This window comes from Gilliamella sp. wkB72, from assembly GCF_001693745.1.
Lineage (GTDB): Bacteria > Pseudomonadota > Gammaproteobacteria > Enterobacterales > Orbaceae > Gilliamella > Gilliamella apicola_E.
The window spans coordinates 176,178-201,979 of the sequence record NZ_LZEI01000009.1; the positions used below are offsets into that span (position 1 = coordinate 176,178).

The following is a 25,802-nucleotide window of genomic DNA, read 5'->3' on the forward strand; positions in this document are numbered from 1 at the left end:
TCAATTGTCACTTTTTTTCAAAATATCTAAAAAAAAGGGTTGACGATTTGCCGTAACACAAGCATAATGCGCCTCGCAGTGTTGGTTATGACGTTGCGAATGAAATGGCTACGTAGCTCAGTTGGTTAGAGCACATCACTCATAATGATGGGGTCACAGGTTCGAATCCCGTCGTAGCCACCATTAAGATTAAGTTATACTTTAACCGAAAGTATATTATGCGGGTGTGGCGAAATTGGTAGACGCACCAGATTTAGGTTCTGGCGCCGCGAGGCGTGGGGGTTCAAGTCCCTTCACCCGCACCATTTAATCTTAATATCTATCCTTTATTGGGGTATAGCCAAGCGGTAAGGCAGCGGGTTTTGATCCCGCCACGCCCAGGTTCGAATCCTGGTACCCCAGCCATTCCAATCTGCAAATTTTGATATCTATTAGCTAATCTGTTTTGCTTTTTACATTCTTAGTTATTCCTTTTCACGGGTATGGCGGAATTGGTAGACGCGCTAGATTCAGATTCTAGTTCCGAAAGGTGTGCGAGTTCAAATCTCACTACCCGTACCAGATATCTTTTCTCCTTTATAATTGGGGTATAGCCAAGCGGTAAGGCAGCGGGTTTTGATCCCGCCATGCCCAGGTTCGAATCCTGGTACCCCAGCCATTAAGACCTAATTTAAAAGTTTAGTTTGCTGTCGAGAAATGAATTAATGTGCAGTCAAACTTAAAAGTAATAATCATCGCACTTTAATCTACAAGCGCAATGATTAGAACAATTATTATTTAAGTACACAGACGAAATATAATTCATTATTTTTTGGTTGCCACTCAATCGCTCCTATAGTCGTACCAACAGTATATTGGTTGGTAGCATCTCGTTCATCAGATGTCCAATATAGATGACCTTTAGGAAAATGGTTACCCGGGTAGGTGTGGTGATAAAGTTTTCCTTCGTTTGTTATATTACCCCATTCTCCTAGAAGGCTATTACCAATCCTACGATAATAGTGATTAGTTGTAATAGCTAAACAGTTATCAGAATTATTATCTGACTTACATGGGCCATTGGTTATAAGGTTTTGGTCGCTATTGGTCAAATCCTCAATAGTAGGAACAACATATTTACCATTGCAAACACTTGCGCTTTGGTTGTAATGGTAAACATCTTGGCTTGGCGATGTGAACCATTTCTTAATCGTAAACGTGTATATATCTTCGCCATCAGATTTTATGGTAAAGGTAGGATTTACATCCGTTGCTTCACCTGTCAATTTTACTTGAAGCCCTGTATTAATTAGATGACTATCTATATCGCCAACAGTAATTTGGTTTATTTCTATATTCACGCCTTTTGAACTATTTGATGATGTTATCGTCGATAAATCAAATGGTGCTCCAGCTATAAACATAAGGAATCGGGCTTGATCAAATCCCGTTGTTGGAAACCCACCAGAACTTACTTTATTGACGAAACCAGAATCAATAACGTGTTGATTAGCATCCCCCCAAGTTAAATAGACCCAATCACCAGTATAATCCCGATTTTCGAAGAGGAATGAATGCACAATTGATGGACGATTGGCACAAACAGTTGGTTTGATTGCATTGTAAATCAAAAAATCTTTTTTAGCTCCTGGATAAACTTTATAATTTGGAACACCATATTGCGTTACTAAAGCAATAGAGCCTGAAATTCTAATATAAGGACTCCAACCTAATCTTGCCAACTCACAAAAAGTTCTGTTTCTATCTGATTCAAGTAATAAATAGGATTTATTATCATAGCGATAGAACCAATCTATTTTAAATCCCCCATCGGGTGGGGTTATTTGAGTTATACTATCTCCATCATCATCAGCAACTAATTGACTGTCAACTGGATTAGACATGGAAAAAGGTATCATTGTACCGTCAAGACCATAATTAGATTTTAACGATGTCATTAATTGATTAGGTGTGGTGGCATTGGGATCAACTTGAGGGAAATTGATATTTTTTAGTTGACGATTTAGGTCATTGATTCCCGTAAAAACCTGAGATTGGAATTTTATCCCAAAATATTGGAAGTTTTGTTGATCATACTCTCGGGAACCATTAACACCAACCGCATCAGGATCGATAAAATATGGGCGATTGCCATTAATAGATTGTGCTGTGACTGCTACCAGTGCAAAAGCTAAATTACTCATTAAAAATATCGAAAATAAAACAATAAACCTTATTGAAAATTGAGAAAACTTTTTAAATTTAAATCCTTTCAATAACATCATGTTACCTTACCTTTTAATTCTTAAATTTAATAGAAAGATACAATCATTACGTTTCAATTAAGTTGATACTTATTTCAATGTTAAAAATGTGGGAAAATTAATTTATTGATAAAGATATTTTTTATTACTGACATGCAAAAATTGAATAAAAACTATCCATGCGGAAAAAAGAGTTTTTACGCATGGACAGCCTTGAAAAAATGATTATCTATATAAATTTACATAAACAGTTTGCGCTGTTTCAGCACGGTTATTTGATATTTCTTTTACATAGTAGAAGTGTGCATCGTTAGCGATAGCATATTTTTGTGCTGCTGCGCTAACTTCGCTGGTATTGTTAAATGTTCCATGGAAAACGATTGTTTTATATGGCTTCATGATTTTGAAGGCTTCGCTCGTAATTTCATAAGCATCTTGGCCTGCGATTGCTTTAGAAATGATAAAGTCACGAACTGGCGCCTCTTTTTTGTATAATGCAACATCAACATCTTGTTCACGATTTTTTACATCATCAGCAATAATTGAGTAAACATAAAACGCATAGGCATCTTTTTCAGAAGCGATTTTACTCGCTGCATCTAAAATTTCAGAAGTGTTATTATAATCGCCTTTAAATTTTACGACTGCAAATGGTAAATAATAAAGGGCTTTTGAACGAGGATAAAGCACAACACCGTTATGAGTCACTTCTTCTTTGCTTACCGCAATAGGTGCATTTGATTTATAAACATCGGCATAAACAATTGCACGATCAGTTGATGTGCCTGTAGAAGGTTGTTCAATACCAGTTATATGATAATATTTAGCACCAACTTCGTCTGCAGCTTTTGATATATCATCTGCTGCATTTTGTGCTTGTAAGTAGCTACCGGTTACAGAGATTTCTTTGAAGGGAATTAAGTTATTACTTTCTTCTGCTGTTAATGGTAAAGCCGCATAAATATTGGCAATAGGTAGAGATAATAGTAAAGCTAATGCAATAGATGATTTATTATAACGTTTCATAATAATGTCCTTTGTATTTATGTTATAAAAATAAAAAAACAATCTGTAACGCTTATTCTATGAGGGTATTGCATGAGAGTATGAAAACGAAAAACGCTCTCGGGATCTATCTTTTACTAATTCTTTCAAACAGCTAGATAAAACAATGTGGAAATTGTGGAAAAGAAAAATAACCGTTAAATAGTATATATCAATTAGAATATTTGTGTAGGTATCACTTTAAATTTTTGTAAAGAATATATTTTTAAGCATTTTATGCTAAAGAAATATTTCGATATTAAAAAATATTATTTTTTAATAAATCATCATATTACAGCTAAGGATTTATATTTATGGTGCTTATAAAACAATTAATTATCTGTGCAGTTAATCCCCAAATGACATAATCACCATACTGATAAAAGTGTACATCATGTTGCGATTTCTTTTGCCAATTTGCTGTGCGATTTGGAACTAATTCAAAAGGGAAATTATCATCAGGTTTAAAGCCAACAAACATAGTTGCTTTTTTGGGGGAATGCTCAATAAACCATTCTAATGGAACCGTAAAAACCGACTCAACTTCATCATGATTAATTTGTAAATTATCCAATTTATCTACATGCTCAATTTTTGCAACAAAAGGATAAATTACCATGCCTAATGAGGCATAAAATTTAGGTAATTGTCCTAATAGGGTAATTTGATCAAGCGTAATACCCAACTCCTCGAAAGTTTCACGTTTGGCGGTATATTCAGGGCTGATATCCGATAACTCAACTCGTCCTCCAGGAAAACAAATATCCCCTGGTTGCCATTTAAGTTTTTTTGAACGTACCTGAAAAAGCAGGTGCAATTGGTTTTCAATAGTGATAATAGGGATTAACACGGCAGCTTTATTCATAAATTGAAATTGGTTTTTGGTATTTTTCAAAGATTGTGATATTTTTTCTAGGGTGATCATAATATTTATTTCATTTATTTGTAAATTTACATTCTTTTTACGCTATAATAGAAAATTATTGGAGAAATTGTTCGTCAATAGTACATCTGTTTCACCTGAATAATGCTATGCAATACGATATAAATAATATAAAAAAAGAACTTGATGATCTTGCAATACTAAAACACGAACGTGCTCAAAGTGGTATGTCTCTGGAATTTCAGCGTGTCTTTTCATTATTGCCAGTTCTTTTTCATTTTAACCATCCCAATCTGCCAGGTTATGCGGGCGAAGAGACTCCATTAGGTATTGCGTATTATCAACCATCCAATGAAATTGTTGAACAGTTAAAAAATGAGTTCAATTTCAGTGAGGTAAATAAAAAAAATCACGCCAATATTTCTGCATTATATTCAATGGGTAGCACATGTTCCATCGGGCAATCTACCTCATCAGATCTTGATATATGGATCTGTATCGAAAATAGTTTATCTGATGTTAAAAAGCAAGCATTAATACAGAAGTGCAGATTAATAGAAACTTGGGCTAAAGATCTCGGCATTAAACTTACTTTATTTGTTGTTGACGTCGATCGGTTTATTAACCAACATCATGAATGTCTAATGGGTGAAAACTGTGGATCTGCACAGCACATATTACTACTCGAAGAATTTTACCGTTCAGCCAACCTTTTAGCAGGTAAACGTCTGTTATGGTTTGCGATTCCTTCTGATTTTACAGTCAATGACGTCACTTATCCAACCTATGAAAAATGTGTTCAGGCATTAGTTGTATCGAATATCATCAAACGCGAAGAATGGATTGATTTTGGACCTTTGACGGGTTTATCTGCTGAAGAGTACTTTGGTGCAAGTTTATGGCAACTGTATAAAAGTATCGATTCACCATTCAAAGCAGTATTAAAAACATTATTACTTGAAGCTTATTCTTCGATCTATCCAAAAAATAGGCCTATCGCGTTTGATATGCGGGAATTAATTCAAAAAGGAGAAATCCATTCCCATCACTATCTTGATTCATACTCGATGTTATTGGATAGGATCTCAAACTATCTAACAAATATTAGAGATTTTCAACGACTGGAATTAGTTAGACATTGCTTTTATTTAAAAGTGAATGAAAAATTGTCACAAAAAGCAAATTCATCGTCATGGCGACGTGACATATTAAATGAATTTGTACAAAATTGGGGGTGGCAACAATCATTATTGGAAAAATTAGATGCTAGTAAAACTTGGAAAATAGAACAAGTTCGTGAAATACACGAAATATTACTACATACTATGATGACGGGTTATCGAAATTTGCTCAATTTTGGCCGTCGTAACAATTTAGATTCATTGATTAGCCCACAAGATCTAGCAATACTGACTCGCAAATTATATGCCTCTTTTGAAGTTCTTCCTGGTAAAATCTCTACATTGAAATTAAATATTTCTGATAATTTACAGGAAGATGTTTTAACTTTTATCCATGTTAAAGAAGACCGGATTAACCGAGCTGGTTGGTATGTTTATAACCAAAAACCTAAACTCAATTCGATTGTTGGACATCAATATCTAGAATATAGTAAATACTTAGTCAAATTAGTTGGTTGGTGTTACTTTAATGGTTTGATTTCAGATTCAACTCAATTTTACTATTATGATGGTGATGACCGTGATAACAAAAAAATCACCAAACTGATTGAAGATCTGAAAAATTACTTTCCAATTGATGTTCCAACAGCAACAGAAGAACAATTATATGGTCCGTGTGAAATACGCCATTTAGCAATCATATTGAATTTAGAAAACGATCCAACGGTTAATTTAAAGTTAGAAGATGAAATCAGCACTAATGTTCTAAACTATGGTAAGCAAGAATTAAGTTTGGTTAGCTCAATTGATTTGCTTTATCGTAATTCATGGAATGAAATTCGGGTCTTGCATTTTAGTGGTACTTTGTGCGTGCTAGAAGCTATAAAAGCTTTACTCAATCGTATGCACAAAGATGCTGATTTACCTAATTCGGTCGAAATTTTCTGTTATAGTAACCAGCTAAGTAATGAAATTAAAAATCAAATGAAAAGGCTGATGTACAATTGTGTTGATTTGAGATTATCGACAACTAAAAATAATTCAACACAAGTTAAGCCATTGAGAATTGATGGGGCGTCTTGGTATCTATTCTTCGAACGGTTTGGCGTTTCATTCCATCAATTTGAAAGTGCTATTGATTTTTATGGTGCAGTATCAAACAACAAAGTTCAAGGTAGACCGCTAAATATTTTAGATGAAAGTAATGAATTACCTAAAGAGATAGATAGCGTCGCTTATGAAGGTATTATTCAATTCTTTTTTGAAGATACCGCAAATGGATTTGATTTATACATTTTAAACGAGCATAATCAGATCGAAATTTACCGTAATTGTAACGGTACCAAAGAGAACATGGTCAAGGATATTAATGATTTTTATGTATTATCTGATGACCGCTTTACGTTTACCACCAGTAGCTCTGTTAATTTTAATTTACCGCAATTTTACCAAATTACATACAACGATGCTGGTGAACGCGAAATCTTCTTACTTAATTAGTTTTGTTCAAAAAGTATATTAAAAAAGTTGAGGAACGTACTTTTTTAGTATGCAACATGATAAAAAATAAAAGAATTAGCAATGAAAATGAAATTTCTATTAAAATAATGGGAACTTTTTTTAAATTTATGAATCTAACTGTTAGAGTGCACAATTTTGGGCCACACTAATAGTGATAATATAATGAGGGATGGCCTTTAATGGGGGAGCAAATAACAGACCAAGTTTTAGTAGATCGCGTTTTAAACGGAGATAAAAATGCGTTTAATTTACTTGTGGTACGTTATCAAAATAAGCTAGCTCATTTGGTATCACGTTATGTTTTACCTTCTGAAATACCTGATGTTGTGCAAGAAACTTTTATTAAAGCTTATCGTTCATTAAGCTCTTTTAAAGGTGAAAGTATTTTTTATACTTGGTTGTATCGAATCGCGGTTAATACTGCAAAGAATTACTTAACTTCGCAAGGCAGACGACCACCATCTTCGGATATTGATGCAAGTGAAGCGGAAAGTTACGAAGGTGCAGACTCATTAAGAGATGTCGATAACCCTGAAAGTTTAGTTCTTTCTAAAGAAGTTGAAAGAGTAGTATTTGAAGCAATTGAAGCATTACCTAATGATTTAAGAACCGCCATCACACTACGTGAAATTGATGGATTAAGTTATGAGGAAATAGCTGAAATTATGGGTACACCAGTCGGAACTGTGAGATCACGTATTTTTAGAGCACGTGATGCTATTGATGAAAAAATAAAACCATTAATTAGTTAGTGGTTTGAACAAATTAAAATAGGTAGCAAGAAATTAAGGTATCTACTATGCAAATAGAACAGAAGCAGCAACTTTCATTATTGATGGATGGTGAGTTTACAGACGATAACTTTGTTGATGTCGTTAGCCATGATGAAAGTTTGCAATCCTGCTGGCATCGCTATCATATCGCAAGAGAAGCAATGCGAGGAGAATTGCACGGTAGTTCATTAACATTAGATATTAGCAATCAAGTTGCTATGGCGATTGCGGATGATGATTTATACCCACAATTAACAGAGCAACCTTCTCAAGATGAGATTTCAATTCCTAAAGCTGAAAATCTATTTTGGGTGCGAATTAAAGATGTTGTGGCTAAAGTTAGCCAAGTTGGACTTGCTGCTTGTGTTACATTAGCAATTATTGCTGGTGTTCAATATCATCAAGGTCAATCGGACGATGCCAGTGGTGCTCCAACGCTTAATACTGTTCCTATGGGTGTTAATGTAGCTCCTGTTGGTGGAATACAACATAATGACAAGCAATTACTTGAAAAAAGACAATACGATAAAATTAGATTGCTCGTTCAAGATTATGAATTACAAAAAAGGTTAAATGCCCGTTAAATAAAAATGAATTTTCTATTTTCTTTAATAAAAATAAAGCTAAAACAGAGTAATAATTTTATTATTACTCTGTTTTTTATATTGTTTTCTGCCTCAACCATGGCAACAGAAACAAATGAAGCGTTAAATTTATTAAATAAAATGAGTAAAGCGGTGCAAATCAATGATTATCAAATTCATTTTGTATCACAAGATAGAGAACAATTTGGCTCAACTTTTGAATATAATCACTTAGGCGCAGCTAAAAAAGAAAATATTAATGCGCAATTGCTTTATCTTGAAGGTCCAGCAAAAGAGATTATCTTGCATAACAACACCACCAGTTATTTTCAACCTGATAGCCCTTCATTTTCGATTGCTAGTTCTCGCATAACAGAGGCATTTCCTGATGTAATTTATAATGACTTTAATTCATTAGCGAATATTTATGATTTTATTTTATTAGGTAAAACTAGAACGGCAAATCGTGGTGCTCAATTAGTTAAAATAATTGCAAAAGACAAAGATCGCTATAGCTATGTTATATGGATCGATGATGAGACTTTCTTACCATTACGAATAGACTTAATTGATGATGATAATGACATTGTTAATCAATTAAAAGTTGTTGATATCGATGTTGATTTCGATGTTAAAAAATTCAAAAATTATATTGATAATCGAACTTACCCAATTTTATTATCAATTGAAAAACAGAATAATTTACTTGATGCTTGGCGCTTAGCATGGTTGCCAAAAGGATTTAAAGAAATAGCGGCGTATAATGTCAATTTTTATAGTTCTGATATTGCAACTAAATTGTTTTCTGATGGCGTATTTTCTTTTACAGTGAATGTCTCTTTAGAGCAAGCAAGTCAACCTAATCAACTTATTCAGCAGGGCGGAAGAACAATATTCTCAACTAATCTGGGTAACAAAAATATTATTATTATTGGTAATTTACCTGAAGGGACAATTGAAAGAATTGCCCAAAATATTGTTGAGAAATCGCCGTAAACCTCTCGATAACACTATGCTTACTGACCATTAATGTGTAGAATGTTTGCTTCTATTTTCGTGATTATTTGACTTGTTATTTATAGCCAATAACACTAACGATAATTAACAGTACATAACTAAAATATAACTTATTGATATGAATAAAAATATCCGCAATTTTTCAATTATTGCTCATATTGACCATGGTAAATCAACGCTTTCTGATCGTATTATCCAAATCTGTGGAGGACTTTCTGATCGTGAAATGGAAGCTCAAGTTTTAGACTCAATGGATCTGGAACGTGAACGTGGTATTACAATTAAAGCACAAAGTGTTACTTTAGATTATCATGCTAAAGATGGCCAAACATATCAGCTAAACTTCATCGATACACCAGGACATGTGGATTTTTCATATGAAGTTTCTCGTTCACTTGCTGCATGTGAAGGTGCATTACTTGTTGTTGATGCAGGGCAAGGTGTTGAAGCGCAAACTCTTGCAAACTGTTATACAGCACTTGATATGGACCTTGAGGTTGTACCAGTACTTAATAAAATCGACTTACCGGCAGCCGAACCTGAAAGAGTGGCGGAAGAGATTGAAGACATTGTTGGTATTGATGCTAGCAATGCAGTAAGATGCTCGGCTAAAACCGGAGTAGGTGTGGTTGATGTGCTTGAACAACTCGTTCATGATATCCCTGCGCCAGAAGGTGATTCGAATGCACCACTACAAGCACTAATTATTGATTCATGGTTTGATAACTATTTAGGTGTTGTATCATTAATTCGTATCAAGAATGGTGAGTTAAATAAAGGTGATAAAATCAAAGTTATGAGTACAGGAATGACTTATAATGTTGATCGCCTAGGGATCTTTACTCCAAAACAAATAGATAAAGACTGCTTGCATTGTGGTGAAGTAGGTTGGGTTGTTTGTGCAATCAAAGATATATTAGGAGCACCTGTAGGGGACACGTTAACTTTAGCAAAATCTCCAGCAGACAAGCCACTACCAGGATTTAAAAAAGTTAAACCTCAAGTATATGCAGGATTATTTCCAACCAGTTCTGATGATTACGAAGCATTTCGTGATGCATTAGGAAAACTAAGCCTTAACGATGCCTCGCTTTTTTATGAACCTGAAAATTCTGGTGCGTTAGGATTTGGTTTCCGTTGTGGTTTCCTTGGCTTATTGCATATGGAAATCATTCAAGAACGATTAGAAAGAGAGTATAATCTTGATTTAATCACTACTGCACCAACAGTAGTTTATGAGGTTTTGACTACTCAAAATGAAATTATCTATGTTGATAGCCCTGCAAAATTACCTGCAGTGAATAACATTCAAGAACTTCGTGAACCTATAGCTGAATGTAACATATTAGTTCCACAAACGTATTTAGGTAATGTAATTACTCTATGTGTTGAAAAGCGCGGTGTACAAACCAATATGGTTTATCATGGTAATCAAGTTGCATTAACTTACGAAATTCCAATGACTGAAGTTGTTTTAGATTTCTTCGACAAACTGAAATCAACTTCACGTGGTTATGCCTCTTTAGATTACAGCTTCAAACGTTTCCAAGTCGCTGACATGGTTAGGCTTGATGTATTAATTAATGGTGAGCGTGTTGATGCATTAGCACTCATTACCCATAAAGACAATGCACCATACCGTGGGCGTGAACTAGTCGAAAAGATGAAAGATCTTATTCCGCGTCAGCAATTTGATATCGCGATTCAAGCTGCAATTGGCAACCACGTCATAGCTCGTTCAACAGTTAAACAACTTCGTAAAAATGTTTTAGCTAAATGCTATGGTGGTGATGTAAGTCGTAAGAAAAAACTTTTACAAAAACAAAAAGAAGGTAAAAAGCGCATGAAACAAGTAGGTAATGTAGAATTACCGCAAGAAGCGTTTTTGGCTATTCTACATGTTGGTAAAGATTAATCAGTTAAAGAGGATAAAAAATGGCTAACTTATTCGCCATCATATTAACAATAGCAACATTCATTACTGCGATCTTTTGGTTTTTAGAGAAGTACCGATGGAAACCAGCTAGACAACGTAAAGTTGAAGAGATTCGTAAGCAAGCTAATGGTGAAATTGATGGTAAAATTTTGGCAGAAGTTGGAAAACCTAAAGGCTGGATTGAAAATTTAGCATCGTTTTTCCCTGTTCTTTTTGTGGTTTTTGTTATTCGATCATTTATATATGAACCATTTCAAATTCCTTCAGGGTCAATGATGCAAACACTATTAGTTGGTGATTTTATTGCTGTTCAAAAGTTTTCATATGGATTACGTGATCCGATCACCAATACTGTCTTAATTTCAACTGGCCACCCAAAACGCGGTGAAATTGCGGTTTTCAAACACCCCGATGGATCAAATAGAGATATTATTAAACGCGTTGTAGGTTTACCTGGCGATAAAATTGTCTATTTGTCTAATGAAAAGAAAATTCTCATTTATCCAGCTTGTCAATCAACCGATAATAATTGTGTTGGTCAGCGTTCTGAACCATTAGATTTACATTATACTCAACCCCAAGCAAGTGATTGGAAAGAAGTGAACGAAATGGGGAAAAACCCAGACTTCTATACAATAGAACAATATAAAGATAAGGGTATTGTTGATTCTAACTCTAGAATTACATTAGATATGAAAATTCAACAAGAAACCTTAGGTGAAATTACTCACGATGTTCTAACAACGCCTGGAAAAATGGAAGATACAAGTTATTTTTATCATCAAAATGGTCAACCGATCGGAACATGGGTTGTTCCACAAGATAACTATTTTATGATGGGTGATAACCGTGATAACAGCGGTGACAGTCGATATTTTGGCTTTGTTCCGGAAAAAAACTTTGTTGGTCGAGCTACAACTATTTGGATCAGTTTTGAAAAACAACCTGATCAATGGCCAACAGGAATTCGTTTTAGCCGTATAGGTGGAATCCACTAACTGTGATGAAAAATTTGAATCAACTACAACAAGCTATTGGATATCAGTTTAAAAACACATCTTTACTTCAGTTAGCACTAACTCATCGTAGTGCTAATAAAATGCATAATGAACGCCTTGAATTTTTAGGTGATTCGATATTAAGTTTTGTCATTGCTGATGAACTTTATCATCGATTTCTCAAGCAAGATGAGGGTGATCTTAGTCAAATGCGAGCAAGTTTAGTATGTGGACAGACACTTGCTGAAATGGGAAAAGAATTCAAATTAGGTGATTACCTAATTTTAGGTCAAGGTGAATTAAAAAGTGGTGGTTTTCGCCGTGAATCCATTATCTCTGATGCAGTAGAAGCTATCATTGGCGCTATTTATCTAGATAGTGAAATTGAAAACATTCGCCGCACAATTTTATCTTGGTATCAAAAACGCTTAGATGAAATTCAACCTGGTATTAAGCAAAAAGATGCTAAGACACGTTTACAAGAATATTTGCAAGGTATACGACATGAAAGACCATGTTATTTAATTCTTGAAGTTACTGGCGACAATCATGAGCAAGAGTTCTTAATTCAATGTAAAATTGAAAACGATGATCACCAATACTTAGGGCGAGGTTTAAGCCGTCGCAAGGCTGAACAAGCCGCAGCTCAAGAAGCATTAAACCAATTAGGAATAAAATGACAGAATCAAAACAACATTGTGGATTTGTTGCCATAGTTGGAAGACCAAATGTCGGCAAATCAACACTATTAAACCAACTACTTGGTCAAAAAGTATCAATCACCTCACGTAAAGCGCAAACAACGCGTCACCGTATTGTCGGAATTGATACCCAAGGCGATGATCAAATTATCTATATTGATACACCCGGTTTACATATTGAAGAAAAAAGAGCGATTAATCGCTTAATGAATCGTGCCGCTAGCAGTTCAATTGGTGATGTTGAATTAGTTATTTTTGTCGTGGAAGGAACCCACTGGACTGAAGATGACGAAATGGTTGCAGGCAAACTCAAAGATTGCAAGGCACCTATACTGTTAGTTATCAACAAAATTGATAATGTAACAGATAAAACCCAACTGTTACCACATATCCAAGAAATTAGTCAAAAAATTAACTTTTTAGATGTTGTGCCAATTAGTGCAGAAAAAGGTGAAGGGATTGACATCATCAAAGATATTGTCAAAAAACATTTACCCGTTGGTGAACACCACTTTCCTGAAGATTATATCACTGACCGATCACAACGATTTATGGCTTCAGAAATCATCCGAGAAAAACTAATGCGTTTTTTAGGTGATGAATTACCTTACTCGGTTACGGTTGAAATTGAACAATTTAAAGTTGATGAACGTACTGGCATGTACCGCATTAATGGCTTAATCCTAGTTGAACGCGATGGACAAAAGAAAATGGTCATTGGCAACAAAGGTGAAAAAATCAAAAAAATCGGTATTGAAGCCCGTAAAGATATGCAACTTTTCTTTGATAACAAAGTTCATTTAGAATTATGGGTTAAAGTCAAAGCTGGTTGGGCTGATGATGAGCGAGCATTACGTAGTTTAGGTTATAGTGACGATTAATCTAACTCTTTAAAAAATCAGGCAAAAGTTTGCCTGATTTTTTTATCTACTTGCAGTAGATTGATATTATCCAAAAATATCTAACCCTGCCCATAATAAGCATTTTGTCCATGCTTACGGAAATAGTGTTTATCCAATAATTCTTGTTGGATTTTTATGCCGACATTTAGATTGCGTGTAGCTAATGCCATAGCAGCGACTTCTTCTAAGACAACTGCATTATGAACAGCATCATCTGCATTTTTTCCCCAACTAAAAGGACCATGTCCGGATACCAATACACTAGGTATTGCCAATACATCAATGGATCGTTTAGTAAACTCTTCAATAATCACTTTACCTGTATTGAGTTCATAATTGTTAATTATTTCAGTTGGTGTTAACTGGCGAGTGCAAGGAATATCTCCATAAAAATAATCTGCATGAGTTGTACCTAAAGCTGGAATATCTAACCCTGCTTGAGACCAAATTGTTGCGTTTCTTGAATGAGTATGAATAACTCCACCAATTTGTTCAAAAGCCTTATAAAGCTCAATATGCGTTTGTGTGTCGCTTGAAGGATTAAGTTTACCTTCGACTTTTTTACCATCAAGATCGACAATAACAATATCATTCACTTGCAACTTATCATAAGCGACTCCTGACGGTTTGATAGCAATAACACCGTTACTTCTGTCAATTGCAGATACATTCCCCCAAGTAAATGTCACAAGCTGATAATAAGGTAATAATAAATTTGCTGCTAAAACATGTTCTTTTAATTCAGTAAACATATTAACATCCTGTTTGATAATAAATAAAACATCAGGAATAAACATAAAACAATATCAATTGTTCTAATATAAACCTCAATGATCATCTCCAATATGACGAAGTTTTTTACCTAACATCAGATTTTTTTCGATACGTTCCAATGAAATATTTTTGGTTTCAGGTACAAAGAAAATTACAATGAAGATAAATAAAACATTCATGCCGGTATATAACCAAAATGTTTGAGCAACACCTATATGATTTAATAATGTAAGGAATGTTGCACCAATTATCATATTTGAAATCCAATTGGTCGCAGTTGAACAAGTCACACCAAAATCACGGCTTTTTAAAGGTTGAATTTCAGAACATAAAATCCACACCACTGGTGCTGCACTCATTGCATAACCACCAATACACATAATTGCCATTCCAACTGCTGCATAGGATGTAAATGATGATGGATTACCATTTTCGATAAGTTGCAAACAAATACCTAGTACTAATGTACCTAAAGCCATAATACCAAAACCAACTTTTAGAATTGGTTTTCGTCCTAATTTATCAACAGTAAAAATTGCAATAAATGTAGCTAACACAAAAGTAAGACCAACAATAATTGTAGCAATCATTTGTTGCTGGGTACTTTCAAATCCTGCAAGGCTAAAGATTTTTGGTGCATAGTACATAATAATATTCATACCAGTAAATTGTTGCATCGCTTGTAATGCCATACCAAGATAAACTGTTCTGCGTACATTTTTGTTTGCTTTAAACAGTGTCCAGCCTTCCTGTTTTTCTTGTAAACTATCCTTGATATCATTAAATTCTTGTTGAATTTTTACAGGATCGCTACGAATTGATTTTAAAACTTTCTCAGTTTCATTTAATCGTCCTTTTGATGCCAACCACCTAGGACTATTAGGCAGGAAAATCACTACTATAAACAATATAATTGCAGGTATAGAAATGATACCAAGCATCATTCGCCAATCACCTGTGTAGCTAAAATAGGTATCTGATAAAAATGCAACTAAAATACCAATTGTGACTAAAAGTTGGTAAGCAGCAATCATCTTACCGCGAATGTTTTCTGGCGCCATTTCAGAAAGATAAAGTGGCGCCGTATAGGATGCAATACCAACAGCAAACCCCAAAATAACTCGCCAGACTAAAAGAACTTCTACATTAGGTGCTAAAGCTGATCCAAAGCAACTTATAATAAAAAATAAGGCGCCCGCTAATAAGCTATATTTTCTACCTAAATAAAAAGATAACCAACCATTGGATAGAGCCCCCAAAGCAGCTCCTAACATCATTGAACTCACTACCCACTCTTGTAGCTGAGTAGTTAGTTCAAACTGAATAGTAATAAATGGTAAAGCTCCCGCAATTACACCTATGTCTAGACCGAATAGTAGACCGGCCATTGCAGCTGAAAAGCCGATTAGAAAGGTCATTTTTTTTGCAGAATTTATTTCCATTTTATTCGTTGTTAAAGACGTATTCATATCCACCTCTTTATTCCCTTTATTCTGTAATTTTGATAATAATTGGAAAAAATATTTCCAATCATTGAACTAAAATAAATTTATCAAGCATAAGGATTACAATACGCAATCTCATTCCAACGTAACTCATTCCTGAAATCATCGATTCGAGTACTTTCGTCAATAACCAACAGTTCAATTTTATGCAGTTGCGCATAAAGTTTAAAATAATCCATAGAAAGTGCTTGGGTATAAACAGAATGATGTGCTGCTCCAGCAAGAATCCAGGCTTCAGCTGATACTTTTAACGATGGTTTTGGTTTCCAAACAGCACATGCTACAGGTAATTTTGGTAGTGCATAAGGTTGCTTGATTGTCTCAAGTTCATTAGCGACTAATCTAAATCGGTTACCAATATCAATTAAACTGGCATTGATTGCTAAACCAGGTTTTGCAGGGAAAATAAGTCGAGCAGGATCGGCTTTACCACCAATGCCCAAATGTTGAATATCAAGTAAAGGTTTGACATCATCATCTATGATAGATGGGCAAACTTCTAACATATGTGAGCCGACAACTAACTCATTACCTTCAGTAAAATCATAGGTATAATCTTCCATGAATGCGGTGCCGCCAGGAAGTCCTTTGGCCATTAATTTCATTGTGCTTAGTAATGCTGCGGTTTTCCAATCACCTTCACCTGCAAAGCCATAACCTTTAGCCATTAATCGTTGGACAGCAAGTCCTGGTAATTGTGCCATACCGTATAGATCTTCAAACGTTGTGGTAAATCCGCCATAATTACCTTGTTTAAGGAATTGCTCAATACCTAATTCGATTCTCGCTGCGTCAATTAAGTTTTGTCTTTTCTCTCCACCAATTTGCGCGACGGGAGCAAGTTTATAAAGTGTTTCATATTCATCAATTAGCTGATTGACATCACCATCAGCAATTGAGCTAATTACTGAAACCAAATCACCAACTGCATGAGTGTTGACTGAGTAACCAAATTTAATTTGTGCAGAAACTTTATTTCCTTCTGTTACAGCAACTTCGCGCATATTGTCACCAAATCTAACGATTTTCATGGTTTTTTCTGCATTAATTGCCACACAAACTCGCATCCATTTCCCAATTTGCTCATGAACATCTTTATCTTTCCAGTAACCTGTTACCAGAGAATGAGGTTGGCGCATACGAGAACCGATAAAACCAAATTCACGTCCTCCATGTGCAGTTTGGTTAAGATTCATAAAATCCATATCCATTGAATCCCACGGAACGACTTTATTAAATTGAGTATGAAGTTGTAGAAGAGGTTTTTGCAGATGAGTTAATCCATTAATCCACATCTTAGCTGGCGAAAATGTATGTAACCATGTGATTAATCCAACACATTTTGAAGAATAATTTACTTCCTGACAAAGGTTATATATATCCTCAGGTTTTGTTGCGAGTGGTTTGAGAACAATTTTAACGGGTAGATTTGCTTCATGATTAAAATAATCTGTTACCTCTTGAATATTTCTTTTAATTTGTTCAAGTGATTCTGGCCCATAAAGGTGTTGACTACCTGCAACAAACCAAATTTCAGCTTCTGAATAAACAAACATAATGGACTCCTTTATAATTTATTCATATTTTTTAAGTTAAGCGTTATAGTTGGGTTCACTAGATGCTGACCAAACTAAATACTTTCTATATAATTCTTCATATTTAGGGACCCTGTTTTCATCAGGGGTAAAGGTGGTTTCTAGCTTACTAGACATGCTACTTTGAGCGGTGGAAATATCGGCGTAAACATTGGCCGCTACAGCCGCAAAGATTGCTGCACCTAATGCACAACATTGTTCTGAACTCACAACGGTCAGCGGTTTATTCATTACATCTGCACAAGCTTGCATAATAACCGGGGATTTTTTAGCTATTCCTCCTAAAGCGACAATTTCATTAACAGGCACATCTTGATTAATAAAGCATTCCATAATTGCTCTAGCGCCAAAGGCTGTTGATAAAACCAAGCTTCCAAATAATGTTGCAGCATCAGTTGAAATCGTTAAATTGGTTATAACACCTTTGATTCGTTGATTGGCATAAGGGGTTCGTCTACCATTAAACCAATCAAGCGTTATAGGAATTGTGTCTAGATTTGGATTTTCTGCCCAAGCTTGAGCAATATCATTTAATAATTTATGCTTTAACTCCTTTACTATTGGTTGAGATTCTGGTGAGATTGAAACTAACTTTTCAAGAGGCCAACACAAGAGTTTTTTATACCATGCATAGATGTCTCCAAAAGCTGATTGCCCGGCTTCAAGACCTATAAAGTTTGGTATTACACTACCATCTACTTGACCACAAATGCCTTTAATTGAACGATTATTTATAACGTTTTGTTCTGCCAATAAAATATCGCAGGTAGAGGTGCCAATTACTTTAACTAATGTATAAGGTTTTGCACCCGCACCAACGGCACCCATGTGACAATCAAATGCACCACCAGAAATTACGGTCGATGTTGGTAATCCTAATTTTTCTGCCCACTCTTGGGTAATAGTGCCCACTTTATGATTTGCGGTATAAGTCTTTTCAAATAAAGGATAAGGTAAGTTATTAACTAAACTTGGGTCGAGTTTTTCAAAAAACTCATAAGGGGGTAAACCATTCCATTCTTCGCTCCAAAAACATTTGTGACCGGCAGCGCATCGACCACGCTTTATTGCATTTGGCGCTGTCGTTCCAGAAAGTAAAGCGGGTACCCAATCACAGAGTTCAATCCAAGATGCAGAAGCATTTTTTACAGCACTGTCTTGACGAAAAATATGCATAATCTTCGCCCAAAACCATTCTGAAGAATAAACTCCACCACAATATTCCAAATATTTAGAGTATGGTTCAGTTTTGCACACTCTATTAATTTCTTCAGCTTCGTGTACCGAGGTATGATCTTTCCATAAAATAAACATTGCATTAGGATTGTTCATAAATTCTGGTTTTAAAGCTAACACATCGCCATTTTCATCAATAGGTGCTGGGGTAGAACCTGTTGAGTCCACACCAATAGCAACTATATTTTGTGCATCAGATTTAAGTTGATTGACAACAGATTGTATTGATTGAGTCATTGACTCAATGTAATCAAGGGGATGATGCCTGAACTGATTTTTTTGCGGATCACAAAACTGGCCCTTAGACCAGCGTGGGTAATAAACTACTGCTGTAGCTAACTCTTTCCCATTTTGACAGTCGACCGCTAAAGCTCTGACAGAATCACTACCAAAATCCAATCCAATGGTTATTTTTTTATTCATCCGCTAACACCTCAAAGACTAATTAAATGGAGTTTTTTGGAAGAATAAATAATTATCGATAAAACAAGTAGGTATGTTGTTGCTATAAATATAGACGATTCTGCACACCTAATTTGTTTTGTGATGTAGATCTCACAATTATCACTATTCAAAAAAAATTTTTATGTAAAAATAAAATAGTTTCAAAAAATTGGTGATGACAAATGAGCAATAAACAACAAAATAACCCTTTGTTACCTGGTTATTCATTTAATGTCCATCTTGTATCTGGTTTAACACCGATCGAAAAAGAAGGAAAATTTGATTTTTTCATTGATCGTCCTAATGGATTAAATGGTTACATTATTAACCTCACTTATGCAGGCCAAGGTACTATTTATCGTGATGATGAATCATTTAATTGTTATCCCGGTGACTTTGTTCTTTTTCCTCCCAAAGAACCCCATTTATACGGACGTAAAGAAGATGAGAATAATTGGTTTCATTTTTGGGTATATTTCAGACCAAAATCAACATGGAAATATTTATTAAGTTGGGAAAACCGATTAAAAGAAACGGGATTTTATCGCCCTAATACCCAAGTAAAAGATGAACTAGAACAGCTATTTATAAAAATTGTTGAGGTAGGGCAATCAAACACGATATATTCTGAAAATTTAGCTATGAGCATGTTAGAGCAATTCTTGATACGTTGCGCACAAGAGACTTCTTGCACTAATCCTCCTAAAATAGATACCCGAGTACTACAAGTTTGCAACTATTTAATTGATACTCTGGATGAAAATAATTTTACGCTTGATATCGTATCGCAGAAAGTGTGTTTGTCGACATCGCGAATTGCTCATATATTTAAAGACCAGATTGGTATGTCTATTGGAGAATGGCGACAAGAGCAACGGGTAAATCGTGCAAAACTGTTATTGCAAACCACTAATATGAGTATCGCAGAAATTAGCCGTTCAATCGGATTTGATGATCAACTTTATTTTTCGCGAATCTTCAAAAAAAGAATTGGTCTATGTCCTCAAAAATATCGCAATAGCACTCGAGAACAAAATGAAAGAAAAATCCAAAGTGTAAACTCGCTTTACTTTTATGATAAGCAAAATGACCATATCATTGAATAAATACAAATTATTAGGTAATTATTTTTTCAGAAAGTTAATACTAAACATCGCTCCTCGTTTTATATATAATAGCCGCTCACAGACTTGGATTTAGAATATCAATTTCGGAGCTTTTTCATGCAGCAGTTTCGTCCTATCCGTCGTGCTTTACTCAGTGTTTCTGATAAAACAGGAATCATTGAATTTGCTAAAGCTTTATCTGAACGTAATATTGAACTCCTTTCTACTGGTGGCACCGCCAAACTTTTAATCGACAACCACATTCCTGTTACCGAAGTATCGAATTATACGGGATTCCCTGAAATGATGGATGGTCGAGTCAAAACGTTACATCCTAAAATACACGGTGGCATTTTAGGGCGTCGAGGGATTGATGACGAAGTGATGCAACAACATCAGATCGCACCGATTGATATGGTGGTTGTCAACTTATATCCTTTCGCGAAAACGGTAGCTGACCCAAATTGTAGTTTAGAAGATGCGATAGAAAACATTGATATTGGCGGACCAACTATGGTGCGATCTGCAGCTAAAAATAATAAAGATGTCGCCATTGTTGTTGATTGTCAGGACTATAGCACAATCATTGATATGTTAGATAAACAGAAAAATTGCCTCTCTTTCAAGTATCGATTTAGCTTAGCAATAAAAGCATTTGAACATACAGCTCAATATGACGGTATGATCGCTAACTATTTTGGTAAACTTGTACCTCCATATTATGGCGATACTGAAAAGCCTGCTGGTGAATTCCCTCGCACTTTAAATCTACAATTTGTTAAAAAGCAAGATATGCGATATGGCGAAAACTCACATCAACATGCAGCTTTTTATGTGGAAGAACATCTTGAGCCAGGTTCTATTGCTACTGCCAAACAAATACAAGGTAAAGAGCTATCTTATAACAATATTGCCGATACCGATGCTGCATTAGAATGTGTAAAATCATTTGATGAACCAGCTTGTGTAATAGTTAAACACGCTAACCCATGTGGTGTTGCGGTGAGTGATAACATCTTAAATGCCTATCTTAATGCTTTTAAAACCGACCCAACTTCTGCCTTTGGGGGCATTATTGCTTTTAATCGTCCATTAGATGCTAAAACAGCCCAAACTATTGTTGATAAACAATTTGTTGAAGTAATTATTGCACCATCGGTTGATCAAAACGCTTTGGCCATTACACAAACGAAAAAAAATGTTCGAGTATTAGAATGTGGCGAATGGCCAGCGAGCACAAAAGCCAGTTTAGATTTAAAACGCGTTAATGGCGGATTGCTTGTACAAGATCGTGATTTAGGTATGGTAACCAAAGACCAATTAACGGTAGTTACCAAACGACAACCGACTGAAAAAGAGTTATCTGATGCACTATTTTGTTGGAAAGTGGCAAAATTTGTGAAATCTAATGCTATTGTTTACGCTAAAGATAAGATGACTATTGGCATTGGTGCAGGGCAAATGAGTCGTGTTTATTCGGCCAAAATTGCTGGAATAAAAGCACAAGATGAGAATCTAGAAGTTGCTGGTTCAGTTGTAGCTTCTGATGCATTCTTCCCGTTTAGAGATGGTGTTGATGCCGCGGCTGCGGTTGGTGTCACCTGTGTTATTCAGCCGGGTGGTTCAATCCGTGATGACGAAGTAATTCAAGCCGCTAATGAGCATAATATTGCCATGATCTTCACCAATATGCGTCATTTTAGGCATTAATTATAAAAGTATTGAAAGGACCTTGTATGAAAGTATTAGTAATTGGTAATGGTGGGCGCGAACATGCTTTAGCTTGGAAAGCAGCACAATCGCCATTAGTTTCTAAAGTGTTTGTTGCACCAGGTAATGCAGGTACCGCACTTGAGCCAAATTTAGAAAATATCAACATTAAAGCAACAGATATTGCTGGTCTACTCAACTTTGCTCAAGAGCAACAAATAGACTTAACTATTGTTGGACCAGAAGCGCCATTAGTGATTGGTATTGTCGATAGTTTTCAAAAAGCTGGATTAACTATCTTTGGCCCATCAAAAGCGGCTGCTCAGCTAGAAGGATCAAAAGCTTTCACTAAAGATTTTTTAGCTCGACATAACATCCCAACTGCTGAATACCAAAACTTCACAGAAATTGAACCAGCCATTGCTTATATTCGTCAAAAAGGCGCACCAATTGTGATAAAAGCTGATGGTTTAGCGGCAGGAAAGGGCGTGATTGTTGCCATGACACAAAAGGAAGCCGAAGAGGCAGTACACGATATGTTAGCGGGAAATGCTTTTGGTGATGCCGGTCATCGAGTCGTAATTGAAGAGTTCCTTGATGGCGAAGAAGCCAGTTTTATCGTAATGGTCGATGGTAAACATGTCGAACCAATGGCAACCAGCCAAGATCATAAACGTGTTGGTGATGGTGATACTGGTTTGAATACTGGTGGAATGGGCGCTTACTCTCCAGCGCCAGTAGTAACCGATGACGTCTTCAATAAAGTTATGGAAGAAATCATTTACCCAACCGTCAATGGCATGGCAAAAGAAGGCAATGTATATGTTGGTTTTCTTTATGCCGGATTAATGATTGATAAACAAGGAAATACTAAAGTAATCGAATTCAATTGTCGATTTGGCGATCCTGAAACTCAACCAATCATGATGCGAATGCAATCAGACCTAGTTGAGCTCTGCTTGGCTGCCACAAAGGGCGAACTAAATACTGTAAAATCAAAATGGGATATAAGGCCTGCTTTAGGTGTAGTTCTTGCTGCTGGCGGATATCCAGGCGATTACAACACCAAAGATGTTATATTAGGTCTACCTACTGAAACAGATAATAATTGCAAAATCTTCCATGCCGGCACCTGTTTAGAAAACGGTCAAGTCTATACCAATGGTGGGAGAGTTCTATGTGTTACAGCTTTAGGCGATAGTGTTTCAGACGCTCAAAAACGTGCGTATGAACAAATTAAAAGTATCTATTGGCATGGTTGTTACTATCGTCATGATATTGGCTATCGAGCTATTGAACGCGAAAAAAATAAATAAATTTCACAAAAATAGCGCTATATAGCACTATTTTTTTATCTACCATTAAGCCAAAAAAGTTGAGGAACGGGGTTTTTTAGCCCTAAAAGTTTTTTGTGGTTTGAAAAAAACCTCAAAAACCCCTCTCCTCAACTTTTTTTGCCTTGTTTTAATGACAAGAAATTACAAATTATATTCTTTTAATCACAATTGAGGTGTTAATTCCGCCAAAAGCAAAGTTATTAGTTTGAAAATATTCAATATCTAAATTTCGTCCTGAACCAACGATATAATCCAAATCACCACATTGAGGATCGACATTATTTAAGTTGATAGTTGGATTAAACCAGCCAGTATGCATCATTTCTAATGTTAACCATGCTTCTATCGCGCCACATGCACCAAGAGTATGACCAAAATAGCTTTTTAAAGATGATATAACCATAGATATTGGTTTTAGTAATATTTCAATGTAAGACAGCAATGTTGTGAGTATTAATGTAGCAGTAAGAATCTTAAAATTCTTAAAAAATTGTTATCTCCTAACAATAGTATTAATCGTTAAAATTAACTATCTATTCTTTGCATTGAAGTTTAATATATAACAGTATTCATAAAATGTGATGAATATTAAAGTTCAAGTTCCAATCTTTTCTTTTTCTATCTTTTTCTATTTCATAAATTTTAGCACTTGAGGACAATTATTATGTTTCAATGGCTTTCAAATTGGATTTTAGATGGACTTAAACATTCACCAGAAATACTTTTATTTCTCTCACTGAGCTTAGGGTATTTGATTGGTGGTATTCGAATTGGTAAATTTCAATTAGGTGGAGTGGCTGGTTCCCTACTAGTTGCTGTCGCATTAAGCGTGTTTAGTGTTACGGTTGATGCTGGTGTCAAAGCTGTACTTTTTGCTTTATTTATTTATGCAGTAGGGTTCGAAAGTGGACCACAATTCTTTCGTTCATTGGGGGTTAAAACCCTTCGTGAAATCTTTTTAGCACTATTTATTGCCGTTGCTGGCTTTGTTACGGTGCTCGTTTTAGCCAAATTATTCCATTTAGATAAAGGTCTTGCTGCTGGTTTAGCTGCAGGAGGATTAACCCAATCAGCAATAATGGGGACGGCATCAGATGCGCTTACTCAGTTAGGTTTAAGCCCTGAAGAGTTAAGCCGATTACAAGGTAATGTGACTATTGGATATGCCGTAACTTATATTTTTGGTTCACTCGGAGCCATAATTGTCTGTGTTAATATTTTACCTAAAATTATGGGGCGTGAAATTAACGATGATGCAATTCAGGCAGAAGCAGAACAATTACATGGTTCACTTTTATTAGGTAGTGGTCAGAACTTTGCTTTATCTGATGTAACGGGTCGTTTATATCGTATTACCAATAAAGTTAATCAAACCGTTGAAAGTTTAGAAAAGGTGATTAACGGTATAAGCATCGAACGAATCAAACGTGGTAATCGTATTATTGAAGCTGGACCAGAAACTATATTAAAGGCCAAAGATATTATTTTAGTTGTTGGCCATCGTGATGCCATGATTAAAGCCACTGATTTATTAGGTGAAGAGGTGAATTCGGCACAGGGTATGGATGTGGTTATGAATACTCAAGATGTCGAAATGCGTAATACACGTTATGTTGGTCAAAACTTAACGCAAGTACTTTCATCTGATGAAGTAATGAAACTAAAACATGGTATTTATTTAATTGCTGTCCATCGCGATGGGCAACCATTGCCATTAAATAATGATATGGTGTTCAAATTAGGTGACATTATTACGGTTTATGGTACTGATGGTGACTTAAGGCGAGTAGTTGATAAAATTGGTGCGCCGATAACAAAGAGCGAAAAAACTGACTGGATATTCCATGGTTTAGGTCTTGTCGTTGGCCTTATTATTGGTCTTATTGTAATTCGTGTTAGTGGTATTCCAATTACCTTAGGTGCTGGTGGTGGTGCTTTGTTATCAGGCTTATTATTTGGATGGTATCGATCTTTACATCAAACTGTAGGAAACATCCCAACGGGTGCGGTGCAATTACTTAAAGATTTTGGTCTAGCTGGCTTCGTAGCCGTAGTTGGTCTAAGCTCTGGATTGCAAGCTATTGATACCATTAAAGATCAAGGTATTTCTTTATTTCTAATTGGCGTTGTAGTTACTTTATTGCCTATGTTGCTTGGTATTTACTTTGGTAAGTATGTGCTGGGTTATAAAAATTCTGCAGTATTCGCTGGTGCATTGGCGGGTTCTCGTAGTGCAAATCCAGCTTTTGGTGAAGTACTAAATAAAGCGGGTAACTCAACACCTACTAACTCTTTTGCTATTACCTATGCTTTAGCTAATGTTTTCCTAACTTTATTAGGGCCATTAGTTGTTGCTTTTGTTTAATTGACAT

18 protein-coding genes, 5 tRNA genes and 2 pseudogenes are annotated in these 25,802 nt (G+C 35.4%); 17 read left to right on the forward strand and 8 right to left on the reverse strand.

The window, feature by feature from the left end; all coding sequences use genetic code 11:
- The first annotated feature begins 106 nt into the window (after positions 1-106).
- From A9G07_RS05240 to A9G07_RS05260, 5 genes are all read left to right on the forward strand, one after another.
- Positions 107-183 (forward strand) — tRNA-Met (locus tag A9G07_RS05240).
- Positions 184-220: 37 nt separating this feature from the next.
- Positions 221-305 (forward strand) — tRNA-Leu (locus A9G07_RS05245).
- 25 nt (positions 306-330) lie between these two features.
- A tRNA-Gln gene (locus A9G07_RS05250) sits at positions 331-405 on the forward strand.
- A gap of 71 nt (positions 406-476) precedes the next feature.
- Positions 477-561 (forward strand) — tRNA-Leu (locus A9G07_RS05255).
- 22 nt (positions 562-583) lie between these two features.
- Positions 584-658: transfer RNA gene (locus tag A9G07_RS05260), tRNA-Gln, on the forward strand.
- Between the two features lie 115 nt (positions 659-773).
- On the opposite strand, the gene A9G07_RS05265 is transcribed toward A9G07_RS05260, so the two are convergent.
- The 3 genes from A9G07_RS05265 to A9G07_RS05275 all read right to left on the reverse strand — a co-directional run bounded on the left by A9G07_RS05265 (position 774) and on the right by A9G07_RS05275 (position 4,212).
- On the reverse strand, positions 774-2,183 hold the full coding sequence (locus A9G07_RS05265; protein ID WP_141677476.1) for a hypothetical protein: 1,410 nt from the start codon (positions 2,181-2,183) through the stop codon (positions 774-776).
- A gap of 285 nt (positions 2,184-2,468) precedes the next feature.
- A complete protein-coding gene (locus tag A9G07_RS05270) occupies positions 2,469-3,269 on the reverse strand; it encodes a YdgH/BhsA/McbA-like domain containing protein (RefSeq protein WP_065734310.1) in 801 nt (266 codons plus the stop codon).
- 316 nt (positions 3,270-3,585) lie between these two features.
- Positions 3,586-4,212, reverse strand: coding sequence for an NUDIX hydrolase (locus tag A9G07_RS05275; protein WP_065734311.1), 627 nt, complete (start codon positions 4,210-4,212; stop codon positions 3,586-3,588).
- 107 nt (positions 4,213-4,319) lie between these two features.
- Between A9G07_RS05275 and A9G07_RS05280 the strand changes: the two genes are divergently transcribed.
- The 8 genes from A9G07_RS05280 to era all read left to right on the forward strand — a co-directional run bounded on the left by A9G07_RS05280 (position 4,320) and on the right by era (position 13,702).
- Positions 4,320-6,791, forward strand: a complete 2,472-nt coding sequence (locus A9G07_RS05280; protein ID WP_065734312.1) for a class I adenylate cyclase — start codon at positions 4,320-4,322, stop codon at positions 6,789-6,791.
- 200 nt (positions 6,792-6,991) lie between these two features.
- Positions 6,992-7,564, forward strand: a complete 573-nt coding sequence (gene rpoE / locus A9G07_RS05285) for an RNA polymerase sigma factor RpoE (protein WP_065734313.1) — start codon at positions 6,992-6,994, stop codon at positions 7,562-7,564.
- 47 nt (positions 7,565-7,611) lie between these two features.
- Positions 7,612-8,169: an RseA family anti-sigma factor gene (locus A9G07_RS05290; protein WP_065562183.1), complete on the forward strand. Its 558-nt coding sequence runs from the start codon at positions 7,612-7,614 to the stop codon at positions 8,167-8,169.
- Between the two features lie 99 nt (positions 8,170-8,268).
- The gene (locus A9G07_RS05295) at positions 8,269-9,165 is read left to right on the forward strand and encodes a MucB/RseB C-terminal domain-containing protein (RefSeq protein ID WP_065734314.1); all 897 of its coding nucleotides are present in this window, start codon (positions 8,269-8,271) and stop codon (positions 9,163-9,165) included.
- A gap of 139 nt (positions 9,166-9,304) precedes the next feature.
- Positions 9,305-11,101, forward strand: coding sequence for a translation elongation factor 4 (lepA, locus tag A9G07_RS05300; RefSeq protein WP_065562181.1), 1,797 nt, complete (start codon positions 9,305-9,307; stop codon positions 11,099-11,101).
- 20 nt (positions 11,102-11,121) lie between these two features.
- A complete protein-coding gene (lepB, locus tag A9G07_RS05305) occupies positions 11,122-12,120 on the forward strand; it encodes a signal peptidase I (RefSeq protein WP_065734315.1) in 999 nt (332 codons plus the stop codon).
- A 2-nt stretch (positions 12,121-12,122) separates the two neighbouring features.
- Positions 12,123-12,800: a ribonuclease III gene (gene rnc, locus A9G07_RS05310; protein ID WP_176713951.1), complete on the forward strand. Its 678-nt coding sequence runs from the start codon at positions 12,123-12,125 to the stop codon at positions 12,798-12,800.
- Positions 12,797-13,702, forward strand: a complete 906-nt coding sequence (gene era / locus A9G07_RS05315) for a GTPase Era (RefSeq protein WP_065562179.1) — start codon at positions 12,797-12,799, stop codon at positions 13,700-13,702. Before rnc ends, era begins: the two co-directional genes overlap by 4 nt.
- Positions 13,703-13,782: 80 nt before the next feature.
- Here the strand turns inward: era and A9G07_RS05320 are convergent, their stop codons facing one another.
- The 4 genes from A9G07_RS05320 to A9G07_RS05335 form a co-directional block, all read right to left on the reverse strand.
- The gene (locus A9G07_RS05320) at positions 13,783-14,475 is read right to left on the reverse strand and encodes an L-ribulose-5-phosphate 4-epimerase (protein ID WP_065562459.1); all 693 of its coding nucleotides are present in this window, start codon (positions 14,473-14,475) and stop codon (positions 13,783-13,785) included.
- A gap of 75 nt (positions 14,476-14,550) precedes the next feature.
- On the reverse strand, positions 14,551-15,966 hold the full coding sequence (locus A9G07_RS05325) for a sugar porter family MFS transporter (protein WP_065734316.1): 1,416 nt from the start codon (positions 15,964-15,966) through the stop codon (positions 14,551-14,553).
- Positions 15,967-16,049: 83 nt separating this feature from the next.
- On the reverse strand, positions 16,050-17,558 hold the full coding sequence (gene araA / locus A9G07_RS05330; protein ID WP_065734317.1) for an L-arabinose isomerase: 1,509 nt from the start codon (positions 17,556-17,558) through the stop codon (positions 16,050-16,052).
- A gap of 36 nt (positions 17,559-17,594) precedes the next feature.
- Entirely contained in the window at positions 17,595-19,256 is a 1,662-nt protein-coding gene (locus tag A9G07_RS05335) for a ribulokinase (protein ID WP_065734318.1), read from the reverse strand.
- Between the two features lie 203 nt (positions 19,257-19,459).
- Between A9G07_RS05335 and araC the strand changes: the two are divergent.
- The 3 genes and pseudogenes from araC to purD all read left to right on the forward strand — a co-directional run.
- Positions 19,460-20,305: pseudogene (gene araC, locus A9G07_RS05340) on the forward strand (arabinose operon transcriptional regulator AraC); the annotation flags it as partial.
- Between the two features lie 195 nt (positions 20,306-20,500).
- Entirely contained in the window at positions 20,501-22,093 is a 1,593-nt protein-coding gene (gene purH, locus A9G07_RS05345) for a bifunctional phosphoribosylaminoimidazolecarboxamide formyltransferase/IMP cyclohydrolase (RefSeq protein WP_065734319.1), read from the forward strand.
- Between the two features lie 26 nt (positions 22,094-22,119).
- Positions 22,120-23,409, forward strand: coding sequence for a phosphoribosylamine--glycine ligase (gene purD / locus A9G07_RS05350; protein ID WP_065734320.1), 1,290 nt, complete (start codon positions 22,120-22,122; stop codon positions 23,407-23,409).
- Between the two features lie 169 nt (positions 23,410-23,578).
- Here purD and A9G07_RS05355 read toward each other — a convergent pair.
- Positions 23,579-23,827, reverse strand: a pseudogene (locus tag A9G07_RS05355) (beta-ketoacyl-ACP synthase); the annotation flags it as partial.
- Between the two features lie 267 nt (positions 23,828-24,094).
- Here A9G07_RS05355 and aspT point away from each other — a divergent pair.
- Entirely contained in the window at positions 24,095-25,795 is a 1,701-nt protein-coding gene (aspT, locus tag A9G07_RS05360) for an aspartate-alanine antiporter (protein ID WP_065734322.1), read from the forward strand.
- Positions 25,796-25,802: the final 7 nt, after the last annotated feature.

Excerpts from the sequence above, each read along its gene's own strand:
- purH (WP_065734319.1), top strand. The coding sequence starts at position 20,501 with ATGCAGCAGTTTCGTCCTATCCGTCGTGCTTTACTCAGTGTTTCTGAT.
- A9G07_RS05335 (WP_065734318.1), bottom strand. The coding sequence starts at position 19,256 with ATGAATAAAAAAATAACCATTGGATTGGATTTTGGTAGTGATTCTGTC.
- rpoE (WP_065734313.1), top strand. The coding sequence starts at position 6,992 with ATGGGGGAGCAAATAACAGACCAAGTTTTAGTAGATCGCGTTTTAAAC.
- A9G07_RS05265 (WP_141677476.1), bottom strand. The coding sequence starts at position 2,183 with ATGAGTAATTTAGCTTTTGCACTGGTAGCAGTCACAGCACAATCTATT.
- lepA (WP_065562181.1), top strand. The coding sequence starts at position 9,305 with ATGAATAAAAATATCCGCAATTTTTCAATTATTGCTCATATTGACCAT.
- A9G07_RS05295 (WP_065734314.1), top strand. The coding sequence starts at position 8,269 with ATGGCAACAGAAACAAATGAAGCGTTAAATTTATTAAATAAAATGAGT.
- A9G07_RS05275 (WP_065734311.1), bottom strand. The coding sequence starts at position 4,212 with ATGATCACCCTAGAAAAAATATCACAATCTTTGAAAAATACCAAAAAC.
- purD (WP_065734320.1), top strand. The coding sequence starts at position 22,120 with ATGAAAGTATTAGTAATTGGTAATGGTGGGCGCGAACATGCTTTAGCT.
- A9G07_RS05325 (WP_065734316.1), bottom strand. The coding sequence starts at position 15,966 with ATGAATACGTCTTTAACAACGAATAAAATGGAAATAAATTCTGCAAAA.
- A9G07_RS05270 (WP_065734310.1), bottom strand. The coding sequence starts at position 3,269 with ATGAAACGTTATAATAAATCATCTATTGCATTAGCTTTACTATTATCT.
- A9G07_RS05290 (WP_065562183.1), top strand. The coding sequence starts at position 7,612 with ATGCAAATAGAACAGAAGCAGCAACTTTCATTATTGATGGATGGTGAG.
- A9G07_RS05320 (WP_065562459.1), bottom strand. The coding sequence starts at position 14,475 with ATGTTTACTGAATTAAAAGAACATGTTTTAGCAGCAAATTTATTATTA.
- lepB (WP_065734315.1), top strand. The coding sequence starts at position 11,122 with ATGGCTAACTTATTCGCCATCATATTAACAATAGCAACATTCATTACT.
- era (WP_065562179.1), top strand. The coding sequence starts at position 12,797 with ATGACAGAATCAAAACAACATTGTGGATTTGTTGCCATAGTTGGAAGA.
- aspT (WP_065734322.1), top strand. The coding sequence starts at position 24,095 with ATGTTTCAATGGCTTTCAAATTGGATTTTAGATGGACTTAAACATTCA.
- A9G07_RS05280 (WP_065734312.1), top strand. The coding sequence starts at position 4,320 with ATGCAATACGATATAAATAATATAAAAAAAGAACTTGATGATCTTGCA.
- araA (WP_065734317.1), bottom strand. The coding sequence starts at position 17,558 with ATGTTTGTTTATTCAGAAGCTGAAATTTGGTTTGTTGCAGGTAGTCAA.